Source organism: Sulfobacillus sp. TH-112 (genome assembly GCF_057473405.1).
Genome location: NZ_JBYCKN010000105.1, coordinates 1 through 15,031, shown reverse-complemented (window position 1 = coordinate 15,031; position 15,031 = coordinate 1). Strand labels below are relative to the sequence as shown.

Sequence of the window (15,031 nt, the reverse complement as noted above, 5' to 3'; positions counted from 1 at the left end):
GACGACGCCGTGTTGAGCCACGTCAAGCGCGATGGTAGGGGTGAGCCAGAAGCGTGGGGGCATGCGTAGTTCCTCCTTGGGGTCCGCAAGGAGACCGCAGATGCGGACGAGCAGACTGGCTCGGGCAGGCAATTCGGCGATCCCATGTCGCGGGACCCGTGATTTTGCGACCCCGTCTTACGACGGGTGTGCTGATTTGTGGTACTTCCTAAACGTTGCATTGCGTGGACAGGTTACATGGGGGGATTACGCTCTGGCCGCGGCGGGCGCGATTGATGCGGTCCGCGGGCTCGCTTTTTTGATCACGGTGGATCACGGTGGACTAGGATCATTGAGGAAGGTGATCACGGATCAAATGGCCACATTAGATGTACACCTTCGCGGGCTAGGGATTCAGGAGTGCTGTCGGGCAGTCCGTCAGGGAATCGAGTACCGGGTGACAGGTGCGACCGCGGCAAGCCCGCCGTCGTGAGGGTGGTGTCAATCACCCTACCATGCGACCCCACTTTAAGGAAAAAGACGGCTTCGGCTATCATTGGTACTTCCGGGGAGTCGCAAGCTTCGCCCTTCAGGGCGGGGTTGTTGACTTGTTAGGAGACTGGTCTAGAAATAGTGCGATAGCAGAATAAAAAGTAAGTTACAATACTTAAAGAGGATAGGAGGAAATTCGATGTTGCCATCGCTCTTTATTGCTCACGGGTCGCCGCTTTTGGCTATTGAAGATAATGCATACACGACGGCTATTCGCGAATTAACCGAGGATTTAACAAGTTTGAAGGGGATTATCATTTTTTCTGCGCATTACGAAACGGCCCAATTAACGGTAAATCGCACCATGGAATATTCGATGATTTATGACTTCGGGGGATTTCCCGATGCCCTTTATCGTATTCAATATCCGGCGCATGGGGAGATATCACTGATAAACCAGGTCGAAGCGCTCTTGCGCCATCATGATATCTCTTATGTCACAGAAGGAGGCCGCGGCCTTGATCACGGTGCCTGGGTGGTATTGCGTCTTCTACGGCCTGAGGCCGACGTGCCGGTATTGGCGTTGTCCGTGTCTCCGAGCCTTTTGCCTCAGCAGCAATATGCTATTGGAAAGGCGCTGCAAGGACTTCGGGAAGACGGGATTCTTATTGTCGGAAGTGGGGGCACCGTGCATAATCTCCGTGCGGTGATGTGGGATAGTGACCAGGTGGCCGATTGGGCTCTCGAATTTGATCTGTGGCTAGAGCAAATAATTTCCACATGGGACCTGGATACGCTATTTCACTTTCGGGAGTTGGCGCCTGGGGCGCAGATGGCGGTGCCGCCTTCGGGAAGTGAGCACTTTATCCCACTTCTATACGCCATGGGAGCCGCCGACAACACGCGAAACGCTATCCTTAAGCATCGAAGCTATCGTTATGGCACCTTAAGTCATACCATCTGGCAATTCGACTAAGAATCGAAGGGGGCTTTCTCCGACCGTTCAGAGCCATCATGTCGTTACATGGTATAATTTGTCCACTAGGTGGACGAGTATTATAGGAACGGGCTTCTTGTCATGTAATAACGCGATTCGACGCACGTGTCGGGTTATCGGTAGGTTAGCCTGAAGGAGGATACGAAATACGGTGACTGCGGCAATGTTCTGGGGCTTACTAAACGAAGTATTTATGCTGAGTAGTGCCACAATGGTCGGGTTTGGGTGGTATCACATCAAGCACAAGCATATCGAGACTCATCGAAAATTTATGTTAACCGCGACGGTGTTTGGGGCGGCATTTTTTGTGAGTTATTTGGCGAGTACTTTCTTGGTGGGCGACACCTATTTTGGAGGGCCATCAAAATACAATTTTAGCTATCAGACCTTCCTTATCATCCATATCTTGTTGGCGACGGCAGCTGCAGTGTTAGGGGTGATTACGCTACGATTGGCGCTCATGGCTCGTTTTAATAAGCATCGCAAGGTGGCACCGTGGACCGCGACATTTTGGTTCGTGGCAGCAGGAACAGGACTCGCGGTGTTTCTTTTACTGTTTGTCGTTTTTCATCCCGGCCCCACGACGACCAGCATTATCGACATTTTACGGGGACGAAACGCTTAAACTTTTGCGATCACGGAGATGCGCTGTAGTCTCGTCGCGTTTTGAGGCTTGGCGTATCTTTCTTTGTCTTTGGTGCGCTGCATGAATAGCATTGGAGGACCTCGCTTTTTTAAAGGGCTATGTGCAAAGTATGGTTCGATTTCGTCGGTTCTTGGCTCAATCTTCCGTTCTCAGCACGACCGACCCATGTGGAAATATGCGGTTCGTACTGACGGCATGCTCCCCTGCCGCTGGTTGGAAGCCGCCTACGACGGGACCTACGAACCATGGTTGGACTTTTGCACGAATTCAGAGGCCCTCTAACCCTGACGCGCGTCTGAAACAGCATCGGCTTAGGACCCGCGGAATTGTTGCCACGAGTCCGACTTTGGGTTCGCTGTGCAGGTGGTGTTGGGCCTGACCGTGCGGGGTGCGGACTGCGAGAGGGGATCAGGTCGATGTCCAGTCTTCGACGCGCAACCCTGGCACGCGAGCAAACTCTCGCGTGTTGTTGGTGACCAGCCAAGCATCCAGGGATCGTGCATGCGCCGCGATGAGCGTGTCGAGGGGCCCGATAGGGCGTTCTTGTTTCTCCAAGTCAGCCCGTATCTCTCCATAGGCCAACGTGCTATCCACCGAAAAATCCGCGATCTCGAGCGGCAACAAGAACGCCTCGAGTGCCACCTGATTTCGCTCTTTTTGTTGGCTCTTCGACACACCATATTGCAGTTCAGCCACCGTGACGATGGAGACCCCCACCTCGCCTGTGTGCAAGCCGCGCAGGCGATGAAGCAACTGCTCTGACCGGTTTTTGATGAGATAGATACAGATGTTGGTATCCAACATATACTGCATCAGGGCAGTTCCTCACGGGGTTGCTGCGCCGAGGGCTGTTGACGTTCGACCATATAGTCGTCCGAGAATAAATCCAGCGACGCGGCCAGGGAATCCCACGCATCATCCGTGGGCAATAACACAACCGCCTTACCTACCCGTTTCACAAACACTTCCGAACCGCCAAACCGGAACTGCTTGGGTAGACGAACAGCCTGGCTGCGTCCAGACTGGAATATTTTCGCTCGGTCCACGAAACCGCCTCCTACGTGATGTTGATATATATCAAGTATATACCAAGAAGTCAGCAGCCAAACCAGCACAATGATTTTCTGGACGTCGCAGTCCACGATCTCGGCGGCAAACTAAGCGTTGACTCCTAGAAACTCCCTTGCGCCCCTCCAGCAACATGCGCTTGCTGCGCTTTCGCCCCCAAGAGCGCCGGCATTTCGCTCGTCACTGCGATGAAAATATTGGTCCTTGTCGCGCCAACTGAGCTGCTCTAAATGTGAATCATCTTGAGAGACAGAGGAACGGTTTGATGATCTGGGTCGTGAGCATCGGTGGTGCTATCTTATTCGGGTCCGTAGTGGTGGGTTTGTTGCGGACGACCCGCCGTCTCCTCGTCAACCAAAAAGTCAACCGGTTTGGTTGGGTCCTGGCTACGGCCGCGTTGGTGATTGGGGAGGGTTGTGCGCTGGGCACTCCGCTCCTGGCACACGCTGTTTGGGTGGATATTTTTGGAGCGGGCGCTATTCTATTCGCTGTGGGGGCCTCCTATCTTCACCAAAGCGCCGCGTCACCGTTCCCGCAAAATCAATCCACGACCACAAAAACTTGCCGGAAGAAGTCGTAGTAGCCTACTCGATTTTTCTTGTTGCTCTTGGTGGTGGTGAAGTGCACGAGGACCACCGTGAGTCCCTGATCTTCGAGCCAATCCGTGAGGGAGAACCAATAGTGGCGCATCGACTCCATCCCGGCCACCACATCGGGCATCCCGTGCATCGTCTGGATGTCGCGCAGTCGCGGGACAAATTGCTCAAACTCGGGCCGCGCGTTGCCAACCATGGCGTGGGATGTTAACACAATGCCATGAAAGTTAATGGCCTGCGCGACGTGCCGTTCTTTCTTTCGCGATGTCCACATCCACCACGAATCTGGCGGGCGTGATGCGTCCGCTCCGTCGACTCTGTGCGAGAGGTTTATTTAGAGTCATAATAGCGCCTACTGGATGAGTGCGTCAGGCCTGGACCCTGCACACAATGATCCTACGGATGCGTTTTCCATAAATTCAAACTCTAAGAATTACCGTTTACAGGAATGATAACCGGTCTGAATGGGCATTAAGGACCTCCAACTCAGAGGCAGCTAGTCCAACCATGTTTTGCACAGTACAGCGGATGATTCCGACAGCCCAATCCACCAGATTGTGCCCAAAACAGGTTGAATCCCTTGAGATGAAGCAGAAGACCATTCAACGGTAAATTGCAAATGGTCTTTTCAAGAAGCATAGTCCAAGGTCTTTGAGGAATGACCGGCTTTACGAAATACCTCATATAAATGAATAAACATAATAGACAAAAAGTTCTTGCTGGCATTACGGCGAAGCGATATAGTGAACCTCATATAGTACTGGAGAGTTGTTCGTGGCACAGGGGATGTCGTCCCGCTCTCGTCTCTGGACGTTCTTCGCATGGCGAGATACGCTCTCCATATCGAAAGATTAAGGTGATGGCAGACGGGAATGTTCTGTACTTTTGCACCCCGAGAATCGTTAAGACAATCACGCGGAGTCAGGTGTGATCGGACATTATCCTGGCTCAGAATTCAGCATATGGGGCTGTCCAGCGTCTGCGAATCGCCCTCTTCGGCTACCCTGCGATTAGCTCTGGCGCCATCTGGATCGGTGTTGTTGATGAAGGCTGGCATTGATTGCTCAACTGGTGTTATTGATCGGGGGAAACAAGATGGGGATTGAAGAGCGTTCGAGGAAACTTTTTCCGCCTAATGTTCCAATAGAAATGGAAATACCAGAGTGGCGGGTCGAAGATATGTTGCGAATGGCGGCGGATAAATATCCTGATCATCCGGCGGTAGTGTTCTATGAGAGAACCTGGACTTATGCGGATTTGTGGCATGATGTGGAGCGACTAGCACACGCCCTGAGGACCCATGGGCTAAAAGAGCAGGATCGGGTCGCCCTGATGTTACCGAATTGTCCTCAGTATGTGATTTCGTATTATGCCATATTGTTGGCAGGGGGTATCGTCACGCAAGTGAATCCGATGTTAGTGGAACGCGAGATTATGGATTTGCTCCGGGACTCTCAGAGCACCATGATCATTGCGCTTGATGTACTGTTACCGAGAATTATAAATATACGTGCGATGTCGTCATTAAATGTCGTGATTGGAGTAAATTTTTCTGGGAATGTTTTACTTGAAGGTGTCGAAGACTTTAACGACATCCTCGTGTCGGAGTCTGGGGATGATTTGAGGACCGAGAGACCTAGCTATCACGAGGTCGCGGTGTTGCAGTATACCGGAGGCACGACAGGGCGGTCTAAAGGCGCCATGTTAACGCATCGAAACCTGGTGGCCAACGTACTGCAGTGCTATGCATTTCAGCAAGACTGGATTCATCTTGGGGAAGAGCGAGCCTTGGCGGTCATTCCCTTTTTTCATGTTTACGGGATGACAGTAGCATTAAATTTGACCGTATACTGTGGGGGGACGTTGGTTCTCTTCCCGAGATTTGATATCCATGAGGTTTTAGGCGCTATTGAAACGCACCATATTACCCTCTTTCCCGGTGTGCCGACGATGTATGTCGGCCTCCTCAACGCTCCTGACCTAGACTCCCATGGTGTCGACAGTATTCGCATCTGTAATAGCGGAAGTGCGCCGATGCCGGTGGAACGGATGAAGATGTTTGAAGAACGGACCGGCGCAACAATTTTAGAAGGCTATGGGTTATCGGAAGCATCGCCGGTAACCCATAGCTCACCGATATGGGGTATTCGTAAGCCCGGAACGGTAGGCATTGCCCTACCCTCAACGGAGTGTCAAATTATTGATCCAACGACCGGGCAGGAAGTGGAGATTGGCGGACTCGGTGAGCTTTTAATTCGCGGTCCGCAGGTGATGTTAGGTTATTGGAACCAGCCGGACGAAACGGATCGCACGTTGCAGAATGGGTGGCTCCATACAGGGGATGTAGCTTCTTATGATGAAGAGGGATACATCACCATTATGGACCGATTAAAAGACGTGATTATTGCCAGTGGGTTTAATGTCTATCCTCGTGAAATTGAAGAGGTGCTCTATCAGCATCCTGATATTCAAGAGGCAGTGGTGGTGGGGGCGCCCGACGAGTACCGGGGCGAGACGGTGCGCGCTGTGGTAGTGAAAAAGGCAGAATCAACAATGACGGAAGAACAATTGTTGTTGTATCTAAAGAGTAATCTGTCCGCCTATAAGGTCCCGAAAATTATTGAATTTCAAGAGGCTCTTCCCAAGAGTGCAGTGGGGAAAATTTTGCGCCGGGTAGTGCGCGACGGTGCGTGATGGGATACCCAAGTCTTTATAGTTTGGAACGGCCTGGGGTATTAGGGCCCCGATGTGATTGGCGTGTGGGAAAGACGGTGCCTCACAGCGATTACCGCTCATGGGGACTGCAGTGACACTTCAACCACTCAGATCGTTGGAGACGACAGGATCCCCTGAAAGTTATAGGCCGTGGTGCGATTTTTCCGCACCCGGAAACGTGTGCTGCTAAAAAGTAAGGATCGAATAGTTAAATGATATAATGATGGCATTGTGGTTTTACGTCGGTGTTGACCAAGACCTTCGGGTCTTGTTTGTGTTCGCCCACACACAAATACGAATTTGGATTGGGGGCGATGGAGCGTGTGGCGGGGCCTAGTGGCAGGGTTTGTTCGAAAGCAATGGAAAACCTACTTATTGGCCATAGTGGCGGTAGGCGTGTCAAAGGCAGTCCAAGTACAAATCCCGAATATTATTGGAGACTTCATTAATGAATTGCGTCGTCGTGCGGGCATGGGTGATGTTAAGCATTACGCCGCAGAGCTTGCTCTTGTTTCGATAGTCTACGTATTGCTGTTTGGCTTTGGACAGTTTACCGTTAACAGATTAGCCCGGATCTTTGAAGCCGATTTGAGGTTGCGGTTGTTTTCCCATTGGGAGACGCTTGAGTCGCACTACTTTCACCGTCACACGGTGGGCGATCTATTGTCTCATGTTTTAAACGATATTCCAGCCATTCGCCAGGCAATGGGAGGGGGCGTGAGCCAAATATTGCAAGCGGTATTTCTGTTCGCCGCAACGTTGTTTATGACTATTTCTAAGATTAACTTGACACTCACTGTGGTGGCGCTATTGCCCCTACTCATGATTCCGGTGGTGGTGATTCATTTGGGGCCTAAAATCCGACGGCAATCCCGATTGGTTCAGGAGTCACTCTCCAACTTATCGGATTTGGCGGAAGAGAGCCTTGGCAGCATTCGCCTTGTCAAATCTACAGCCAACGAATATATCGAAAAGAATCGCTTCACGGGTAAAACCGATCAAACCTACGATGAATCAATGCAGCAAGTGCGGTTGAACACCACCTTTCAGGCTCTTATTCCGCTCCTTACGGGCATAAGTTTCGCCATCGCACTGTCCTACGGAGGGGACCTGGCTCTCAGCCATCGAATTAGTCTTGGGGCATTCGTGGCGTTTACGGTCTATCTGAGCATGCTGGTGCGGCCGCTAATGCAGTTTGGCAACGTGATTAATATCTTTCAAAATTCCTCTGCATCGCTGATTCGGATACAAACGTTGTTGGACGCCGAGCCAACCATCACCGATCCTGAGGACCCAACGCCTTTACCGAAGCAGGCCGATATTCGGATTTGCCACTTAACTTTTCAGTATCCAGATGGCGATCGACCGATGCTGCAAGATGTTAATCTTACCATTCCTCAAGGCAGCACACTGGGCATTGTAGGGCGGACCGGAGCCGGTAAGACTACCTTATGTAGTCTCTTGCTGAGGGAAATCGATCCTCCACCAGGCACGATATTTTTTGATGACGTAGACATTCGAGACATTCACCGTCACGATTTGCGTGCTGAGGTCACTTACGTACCGCAAGACGGCTTTTTATTTTCGACCAGCATTGGCAACAATATCGCCTTTTCTGTGGAGGATGTCGGCGAGACAGCACTCATTGATGCGGCGGATAAGGCACAGATCTTGGAGACAGTGGAGTCCTTACCATCCTCCTTTGATACAGTGGTTGGAGAACGAGGAATTAATTTGTCCGGGGGACAACGACAGCGGGTTGCGATGGCTCGGGCGCTAATAAAGACGAGTGCTCAAATTGTGATTTTTGATGACAGTTTAAGTGCCGTCGATAGTCGTACGGAGACCGAGATTTTACGAAGCCTCAAGGATTTGAAACGTCGAGGTCGCACCACAATTATTGTCAGTCATCGATTATCGTCACTGCGTGATGCCGATTACGTATTGGTACTCAATGAAGGCCGGGTTGAAGAGTATGGCAAGCCCGAAGATTTGATTCGACAACATGGACTCTACGCGCGGCTATACGCGATTCAATCGGAAGGGGGCGCTGCGAGTGGATCCTAAGCGACAAAAACCGGGCACGATGCGAGAGTTATTGCGTTATGCGCGACCTTACGGAACGCTATTTTCTGGAGTTATCGTACTGGTCATTATCTATAATCTTACGCAAGTCATTCAGCCAGATTTAGTGAAGATTGCCATCGATAAGTATCTCTTGGTTAAGAACGCGCGCCTCTACCCGATCATTATGATTGGCGTTATCTATCTTGTGATGACCGGCGTTGGATTGATTGCCAACTTGGTGCAGACACGGCTCGTGGCACGTGCGGGACAACAAATCGTGCGCCAAATTCGTATCGACCTCTTTAGCCATATCGAATCGCTATCGATGCAATACTTTGAAACGCATGATACGGGACGGCTTTTGACGAATGTCTCTAGTGATACGACCAGGATTTCGCAGTTCTTTACACAATTTTTGCTGAGTGTGATTCGTGACGGCCTCACCATTATTTTGGTGTTGGGCGCGATGCTGCTACTAAACTGGAAGCTCGGTCTTATGGCGGCGATCGTCATTCCCATTATCGCAGTCATTTCGCTGGTGTTCCGACCTCATTTGCACAAAGCATACAACACTACGCGATCGCGTCTTTCGCGAATGATTGCCTTTGTCGCCGAAAATCTTACCGGCATGCGGATTACCCAGATCTTTCATCAAGAAGATCGACAACTTCAAGCGTTCAATAACCTTAACGATCCTTATCAGGCGGCAAGCATCAATGAATTCCGCTGGGATGTATTATTCAATCGCAGCTTTGACTTGCTCGGCAATTTGGCGGTCGCATTTGTGGCTTGGCTGGGTGGACGGGCTGTATTGCATCATGATATTCAATTAGGCGTCCTGTATGCCTTCATCTCTTATATTCAGCAATTTTTCTCCCCCATCAACTCGTTAACTCAAAACTGGAATACTTTGCAGTCCTCGATGATCTCCGCTGAACGGGTCAATGGGGTGCTGGCGACCTCGCCTACCCTGGAGGATCGGGACGGTGCAGGCGACCTTCCAACGCCGGTATTGGGACGAATTGATTTTGAGAATGTACAATTTGCGTATAAACCCGAGCAGCCCATTTTAAGAGGATTGAGTTTGTCCATCGAACCGGGGCAATTTATTGGCATTGTCGGTGAAACCGGAGCCGGTAAAAGCACCTTAATTAGTCTTCTAGGACGTTTTTATGATGTGACGTCGGGTCGCATTTTGATTGACGGAGTGGATATTCGAGACGTGCGTCAGCAAAATCTACGGCAGGTTCTCGCGGTGGTACAACAAGAGGTATATCTTTATTCTGGTACGGTGTTAGACAATATTCGCTTGTTTCGTCCAGAGGTAACGCGCGACGCGGTTGTTGAAGCCGCGCGTATCACGGGAGCGGACCCTTTCATTCAACAACTGCGCGAAGGCTATGACACCTGGCTGACACCGCGTGGATCGAATTTGTCGACGGGTCAACGCCAACTGTTGGCGTTCGCTCGCACTATCATCTTGAATCCCCGCATTTTAGTGCTGGATGAGGCTACGGCGAACATCGACGCGATTAGTGAGATCGCGGTACAGGAAGGCTTGATGAAAATTTCCAAAAATCGCACCACCCTCGTGATTGCGCATCGCCTATCGACCATCCGCGAGGCAGACCATATTGTGGTTTTGGATCATGGCGAAATTGTTGAGCAAGGAACCCATCGCTCCCTGATGGAGGCTGCCGGGCTCTACTGCGAAATGGTAGAAAAGTCGCGCTCTATTGCTCAGACAAAGGAGTTAGCCTAAAGGATGCGGACAGGGTGAGTCTCCGAATTTGTGGCATACTACCCAGCACATGGGAGGGGTGGTATAGATGCTGCGGCAGCGACATCGATTAGGCGCGTCAGGGTCCTTGACAAAAAATTTGCTGATCGCAGGGATCGTGGCGTTCATTCCGTTTGCAATTGCTATTGGACTGGGTGTCATGATGCACGGCTGGGGGCCTACACTTTCGTTGATGGGGACGTCTATTGTGTTGGAGTCTCAGCCTGCCGCTGTGGCGAGTATTGCCTTGGGATTTAGTCCCTGGGTGGGCGGTGTCGTGAGCCTTATGTCCAATCTGATTGCAATCCCCTTTCTTATCGTGCTCTATCCGTGGATTTTGCATCATTGGCGATGGGCACGGAAGAAAGTGCGACGAACCGAGCGTTGGATGCGTCGGCACATGCGGTACGGGGTATTTATGTTAACGCCAGTTGCGCCATTTTTTGGTGCCTACGTATCTATTACCGTAGGATATGGACTTGGATGGCGTCTGCGTTCAGTAGTACTGGCCACGTTGACGGGGACCATTCTCTCGGTCGCGCTCATTGTCTTTGGAGGACAATTTGTAGTGCGACTGTTTATTCATTAGTGGACCGCGTGGGAAGAGTGCTTTCCTTGACGCTGCCGAGTTGACGCCATCGCATCCGTGCAACTCTGCCCAGAAGGCATATAATTGATGTGTGCAATATTCTGAGGCAAAGGAGTGGCGATTTTATGCCATTAGATCCTAAAGTGCAGATGTTTTTGAATGAACTGAAGCAGTCTCCAAGTCGAGATTTGTCGGTCGCTGAAGCTAGACAGCAATTTCACGACGGTGTCGAGCTGCTGAATCGGATGATGCCTCCACCCCCGATAAAGTCACGGGAAGATTTTCAATGTGCTACGTCACATGGCGATGTTCCTATTCGTCTCTATCGTCCGATGAGTGAATCTCGTCGCAACCCGTTGGTATTTTTTCATGGTGGAGGATTCGTGTTGGGTGATATTGAATCCTACGACGGATTTGTGGCTCGACTGTCGACGGCGCTTTCCGCACCGGTATTTTCGGTTGGGTATCATTTAGCGCCGGAGGCGCGGTTCCCTCAACCTGTTGAAGAAAGTATGGCGGTGGTGGAATATATCGCGACAAATGCGGGGCGGTGGGGATTTGAGGACCCGGCCTTGATTGTGGCGGGAGATAGTGCGGGAGGGAATCTGTCGGCCGTGGTGGCGCAACTAGCGGAAGAAAACCGCCGGGTGACGATTCGCGCACAGATTCTTCTTTATCCCACAGTCAATATGATTGCGCCTACACCATCCAAAGAGCTATTTGCTAAAGGATACTTTCTTGAAGCGGAGGACATGGTGTGGTTTGGAGAAAAGTATTTGGAGAGTGACGAGGACCTCTCTAATCCTTTAGCCTCTCCGGCTCTTCGAGAGCGTTTGACGGGGTTGCCACCGACTCTCATTATTACTGCGGAATACGATCCCCTGCGCGATGAAGGAGAAGCTTATGGCGCGGCACTCAAAAAGGCTGGTGTTCCTACCACGGTCATTCGCTTTGACGGTGTCATCCATGGGTTTATGTCCATTCCTCTATTTGATCAGGCCAGTGCCGCTATGGCGGCAGTGCGGGATTTTTGGGATGCGCTTGAACGCTAAGACGGAACATCGGCTCCCTGTAAGCCCACAGGGAGCTGGCGTAATGCGTTTTTCGCCGCCAGCCCCTTAGCAGTGAGCGTTGAGAGCGGCGATCGGTCTACGTTTCATCCGGTCGCGATAGTTCATCGAGGATGGTTAACAGTTGCTGTTGTTGTTCTGGAGTGAGCCGTCCTATCAACGGAGTGAAGTGAGCCATTCGGGCCTCATTCCACGCTCGATAGGCAGATCGGCCGTCAGTCGTAATGGAAATTTGGACTTGTCTCTGGTTGGCCTCGTTACGAATGCGGGTGACATAGCGGGATTTTTCTAAGCGTTGGCTGGTGAGCGTCATGGCAGGAAGGGATACTCCGCAAAATTCTGCCAAGTGGGACACAGACACTGGCCCGTGCCGATCAAGATATCGCAAGAGGCGATATTGCTCAAAGCTGATAGAGGTTTCGAGTCGTTGTGATTGACGGCGCCATCGCCGCCATAAATCCCAGAGTTTCTCTACGATAATGGGACTGTCACTGTTCGTATGGATATCGTCCATACGACTATTATATCGTATAATTATTAAACAGTAAAATAATTGGGGAGATGTCGCTGGTGGGAATGCACGGCGGAATGGGAGGCTTGGGCGGTGGCGGACCGCTACGTTCAGTGTGGGAGCAGAGACGGTCAAGACAATATATGGCCGGTGGTGGTCGACCCACCAAAGAGACGGCGAAGCAACTCTGGCACACGCTGAGACCTCACCGTAGACAGTTAATTCTGGCGATGTCTCTTACCGTATTGGGCGTCGTGTTGGGGCTTCTTCCGCCACTTATCATGAGGGCGATTATCGATCGGGCCATATTGCGGCATAATCTTCAATTGTTGTTTGGCCTGGCAGGGGCACTTCTCTTGATTCCTGCGATTGGGGCGTTGGTATCTCTTGGGCAGAGCTATCTTAATACGGTGGTATCGCAGGGGGTCATCCATGATCTACGAACGGCGCTGTATAACCATGGCCAAAGTCTCGGACTGGAGTTCTTTACTCGGACCCAGGGCGGAGAGATTCACTCTCGCTTAGTCAATGACTTAAATGCGGTACAACAGGTATTAACTCGTACATTAACGGGGCTGTTTGTGAACGCGCTGACAGTGACACTAACCTTGGGCACGATGTTCTATTTGAATTGGAAGTTGGCACTAGTATCGACATTAATTCTCCCCATGTTTGCCCTGCCGGTAGTAAGTTACGGTAGGCGGACCTATGATGCCATTACAAATTCTCAAAATGCCTTAGGGCGTATGACGGCACACTTAGAGGAAACGCTTACGTTATCAGGTATTATTGTGGTGAAAAGTTTTGGGACCCGCAAGCGTGAAGCAGACAGATTTCGTACCCTAAGTCGAAATGTCCAGACGACGCAAATCAAACAAAATATGGTGGGTCAGTGGCTCTCACTAGTAGTGCAGGTGTTGTCGGCCTTGGGACCAGCCTTGTTGTATGGGTATGGAGGATATCTCATTATTACGCATAAAGTGGAATTAGGGACGGTAGTGGCCTTTGCCACCTATTTGACCCAGCTTTATAATCCGGCGTCCTCATTGGCTGGATCGAATACCACGCTACTCGGAGGAATGGCTCTTTTCGACCGGATATTTACCTTCTTGGAACTCCCTATTGACGTGCCGGAGCCGAACCCTCCTGAGGTGCTCCCGGGAGATTTTTCTCAAAGACCTCAGGGGATTCGATTTCAGAATGTGGGATTTCACTATCAACAACACGAGGATGTCCTCCACGATATCGCGTTCACGGCGCGTCCAGGAGAACTTACCGCTTTAGTCGGACCTAGTGGAGCGGGGAAAAGTACCATCCTTTCCTTAGCGGCTCGCTTTTACGACCCTACTAGGGGTGACGTCCAACTGGGAAATGTTTCGCTGCAACGCATCAAAGAGGAAGATTTGCGCCAGGTGACCTCCATTGTCACTCAAGAAATTTTCTTGTTTCATGCGACTTTAGAGGACAATCTCCGCTATGGGCGGGACAGTGCCACAGACGACGAGGTGGCCTCCGCGGTAAAGACCGCTCAATTAGCGCAATTAGTCCGTGAACTACCGGATGGTCTCCACACCATGGTGGGAGAACGTGGCTATCGTCTTTCCGGGGGAGAGAAGCAACGAGTGGCGATTGCCCGTGCGATTTTGAAGAATCCTGGGGTTCTGCTACTCGACGAGGCGACCAGTTCGTTGGATAGTCACGCCGAGCGGCTGATTCAAATAGCTCTAGCCAAGCTGTTTTATGGACGTACCGTGATTGCCATTGCCCATCGACTTTCGACTATTCTGGCGGCTGACCAAATCTTGGTCATTGATCACGGACGGATCGTTGATGCAGGTCGGCATCAGGATTTACTCGCACGAGATGGTCTTTATGGGCAACTGTATCATGAACAGTTTGATAGTGAAGTGTTGAACCAGGCCGTCATGGATCAGCAACGCCCCTAGGGTTTTCGGGCTTTCGTCCGCAAATGATTCTATCACGGCAGTGTCGATCCCCCTGACAGGCGCCAAAATGAGATCACAGGCCATTTTACGTAAGCGCGTCTATCCCAATTAAAGCTGTACATTTCGCATCGCAGGAGATAAAAAGTATCCCGACGGCACGGCTCCGTCGGGATACTTGGGGTTACGTTAATATGATTCGCATGCCTCGCTCGGTTTAAGGGGGTTTTAACAGTTTGATTCCAATGTATCCCAAACTATCTTATCCTATCTAATATGGTAGTTTTGTCAGCATTGGTGAAGCCGCCCAAGCCTCGGGGGTCTCGGTTACGACCTTGCGGCATTGGGAACGCGAAGGTAAACTCGTCCCGGAACATACTTCCGGCGGCCACCGTCGCTATGATTTGGCGAAGCTGTATTCCGAACGATTCCGGGGTGCTGCCGACGTCACGCGAAAAACCGTGGCCTATGCGCGGGGTATCCAGCCATCACCAGAAAGATGGTCTCGAACGGCAAAAGCAAGTGCTTGAGTGTACTGTGCCCGGCAGGGCTGGACGTTTGAGGTGACCGCCGACCTG

General features: G+C 51.1%; 14 protein-coding genes and 1 riboswitch. Of the genes, 10 read left to right on the top strand and 4 right to left on the bottom strand.

Features of this window, described 5'->3' with window-relative positions:
- Window positions 1-124 precede the first annotated feature (124 nt).
- Window positions 125-203, bottom strand: a riboswitch (cyclic di-GMP riboswitch).
- From ACOJWD_RS06850 to ACOJWD_RS06840, 3 genes are all read left to right on the top strand, one after another.
- Complete coding sequence (locus tag ACOJWD_RS06850; RefSeq protein WP_486992480.1) at window positions 197-472, top strand: hypothetical protein; 276 nt, start codon at window positions 197-199, stop codon at window positions 470-472. Its footprint overlaps the riboswitch before it by 7 nt.
- 198 nt (window positions 473-670) lie before the next feature.
- Window positions 671-1,447, top strand: a complete 777-nt coding sequence (locus ACOJWD_RS06845) for a DODA-type extradiol aromatic ring-opening family dioxygenase (RefSeq protein ID WP_486992479.1) — start codon at window positions 671-673, stop codon at window positions 1,445-1,447.
- Window positions 1,448-1,619: 172 nt separating this feature from the next.
- Window positions 1,620-2,093, top strand: coding sequence for a DUF420 domain-containing protein (locus tag ACOJWD_RS06840; RefSeq protein WP_486992478.1), 474 nt, complete (start codon window positions 1,620-1,622; stop codon window positions 2,091-2,093).
- 429 nt (window positions 2,094-2,522) lie between these two features.
- Here the strand turns inward: ACOJWD_RS06840 and vapC are convergent, their stop codons facing one another.
- From vapC to ACOJWD_RS06825, 3 genes are all read right to left on the bottom strand, one after another.
- Window positions 2,523-2,927 carry a type II toxin-antitoxin system tRNA(fMet)-specific endonuclease VapC gene (vapC, locus tag ACOJWD_RS06835; RefSeq protein ID WP_486992477.1) on the bottom strand — a complete coding sequence of 135 codons (405 nt, stop codon included), beginning with the start codon at window positions 2,925-2,927 and terminating at the stop codon, window positions 2,523-2,525.
- A complete protein-coding gene (vapB, locus tag ACOJWD_RS06830; RefSeq protein WP_486992476.1) occupies window positions 2,927-3,160 on the bottom strand; it encodes a type II toxin-antitoxin system antitoxin VapB in 234 nt (77 codons plus the stop codon). Before vapB ends, vapC begins: the two co-directional genes overlap by 1 nt.
- A gap of 562 nt (window positions 3,161-3,722) precedes the next feature.
- Window positions 3,723-4,052 carry an IS110 family transposase gene (locus ACOJWD_RS06825; RefSeq protein WP_486992475.1) on the bottom strand — a complete coding sequence of 110 codons (330 nt, stop codon included), beginning with the start codon at window positions 4,050-4,052 and terminating at the stop codon, window positions 3,723-3,725.
- 782 nt (window positions 4,053-4,834) lie between these two features.
- Between ACOJWD_RS06825 and ACOJWD_RS06820 the strand changes: the two genes are divergently transcribed.
- From ACOJWD_RS06820 to ACOJWD_RS06800, 5 genes are all read left to right on the top strand, one after another.
- Window positions 4,835-6,472, top strand: coding sequence for a long-chain-fatty-acid--CoA ligase (locus ACOJWD_RS06820; protein ID WP_486992474.1), 1,638 nt, complete (start codon window positions 4,835-4,837; stop codon window positions 6,470-6,472).
- A 342-nt stretch (window positions 6,473-6,814) separates the two neighbouring features.
- On the top strand, window positions 6,815-8,560 hold the full coding sequence (locus tag ACOJWD_RS06815) for an ABC transporter ATP-binding protein (protein WP_486992473.1): 1,746 nt from the start codon (window positions 6,815-6,817) through the stop codon (window positions 8,558-8,560).
- Window positions 8,550-10,322, top strand: coding sequence for an ABC transporter ATP-binding protein (locus ACOJWD_RS06810; protein WP_486992472.1), 1,773 nt, complete (start codon window positions 8,550-8,552; stop codon window positions 10,320-10,322). Before ACOJWD_RS06815 ends, ACOJWD_RS06810 begins: the two co-directional genes overlap by 11 nt.
- A gap of 67 nt (window positions 10,323-10,389) precedes the next feature.
- The gene (locus ACOJWD_RS06805; protein WP_486992471.1) at window positions 10,390-10,929 is read left to right on the top strand and encodes a small multi-drug export protein; all 540 of its coding nucleotides are present in this window, start codon (window positions 10,390-10,392) and stop codon (window positions 10,927-10,929) included.
- A 125-nt stretch (window positions 10,930-11,054) separates the two neighbouring features.
- Window positions 11,055-11,981, top strand: a complete 927-nt coding sequence (locus ACOJWD_RS06800) for an alpha/beta hydrolase (RefSeq protein WP_486992470.1) — start codon at window positions 11,055-11,057, stop codon at window positions 11,979-11,981.
- Window positions 11,982-12,078: 97 nt separating this feature from the next.
- On the opposite strand, the gene ACOJWD_RS06795 is transcribed toward ACOJWD_RS06800, so the two are convergent.
- Complete coding sequence (locus tag ACOJWD_RS06795; RefSeq protein ID WP_486992469.1) at window positions 12,079-12,513, bottom strand: MarR family winged helix-turn-helix transcriptional regulator; 435 nt, start codon at window positions 12,511-12,513, stop codon at window positions 12,079-12,081.
- A 62-nt stretch (window positions 12,514-12,575) separates the two neighbouring features.
- Between ACOJWD_RS06795 and ACOJWD_RS06790 the strand changes: the two genes are divergently transcribed.
- Together ACOJWD_RS06790 and ACOJWD_RS06785 are read left to right on the top strand one after the other, a co-directional pair.
- Complete coding sequence (locus tag ACOJWD_RS06790) at window positions 12,576-14,456, top strand: ABC transporter ATP-binding protein (protein ID WP_486992482.1); 1,881 nt, start codon at window positions 12,576-12,578, stop codon at window positions 14,454-14,456.
- Between the two features lie 290 nt (window positions 14,457-14,746).
- On the top strand, window positions 14,747-14,983 hold the full coding sequence (locus ACOJWD_RS06785; protein ID WP_486992481.1) for a MerR family DNA-binding transcriptional regulator: 237 nt from the start codon (window positions 14,747-14,749) through the stop codon (window positions 14,981-14,983).
- Window positions 14,984-15,031 lie beyond the last annotated feature (48 nt).

What these genes read in the sequence shown, in the direction of transcription:
- ACOJWD_RS06845 (WP_486992479.1), top strand. Translation starts at nt 671, where the DNA reads ATGTTGCCATCGCTCTTTATTGCTCACGGGTCGCCGCTTTTGGCTATT.
- vapC (WP_486992477.1), bottom strand. Translation starts at nt 2,927, where the DNA reads ATGCAGTATATGTTGGATACCAACATCTGTATCTATCTCATCAAAAAC.
- ACOJWD_RS06825 (WP_486992475.1), bottom strand. Translation starts at nt 4,052, where the DNA reads ATGTGGACATCGCGAAAGAAAGAACGGCACGTCGCGCAGGCCATTAAC.
- ACOJWD_RS06805 (WP_486992471.1), top strand. Translation starts at nt 10,390, where the DNA reads ATGCTGCGGCAGCGACATCGATTAGGCGCGTCAGGGTCCTTGACAAAA.
- ACOJWD_RS06800 (WP_486992470.1), top strand. Translation starts at nt 11,055, where the DNA reads ATGCCATTAGATCCTAAAGTGCAGATGTTTTTGAATGAACTGAAGCAG.
- ACOJWD_RS06795 (WP_486992469.1), bottom strand. Translation starts at nt 12,513, where the DNA reads ATGGACGATATCCATACGAACAGTGACAGTCCCATTATCGTAGAGAAA.
- ACOJWD_RS06790 (WP_486992482.1), top strand. Translation starts at nt 12,576, where the DNA reads ATGCACGGCGGAATGGGAGGCTTGGGCGGTGGCGGACCGCTACGTTCA.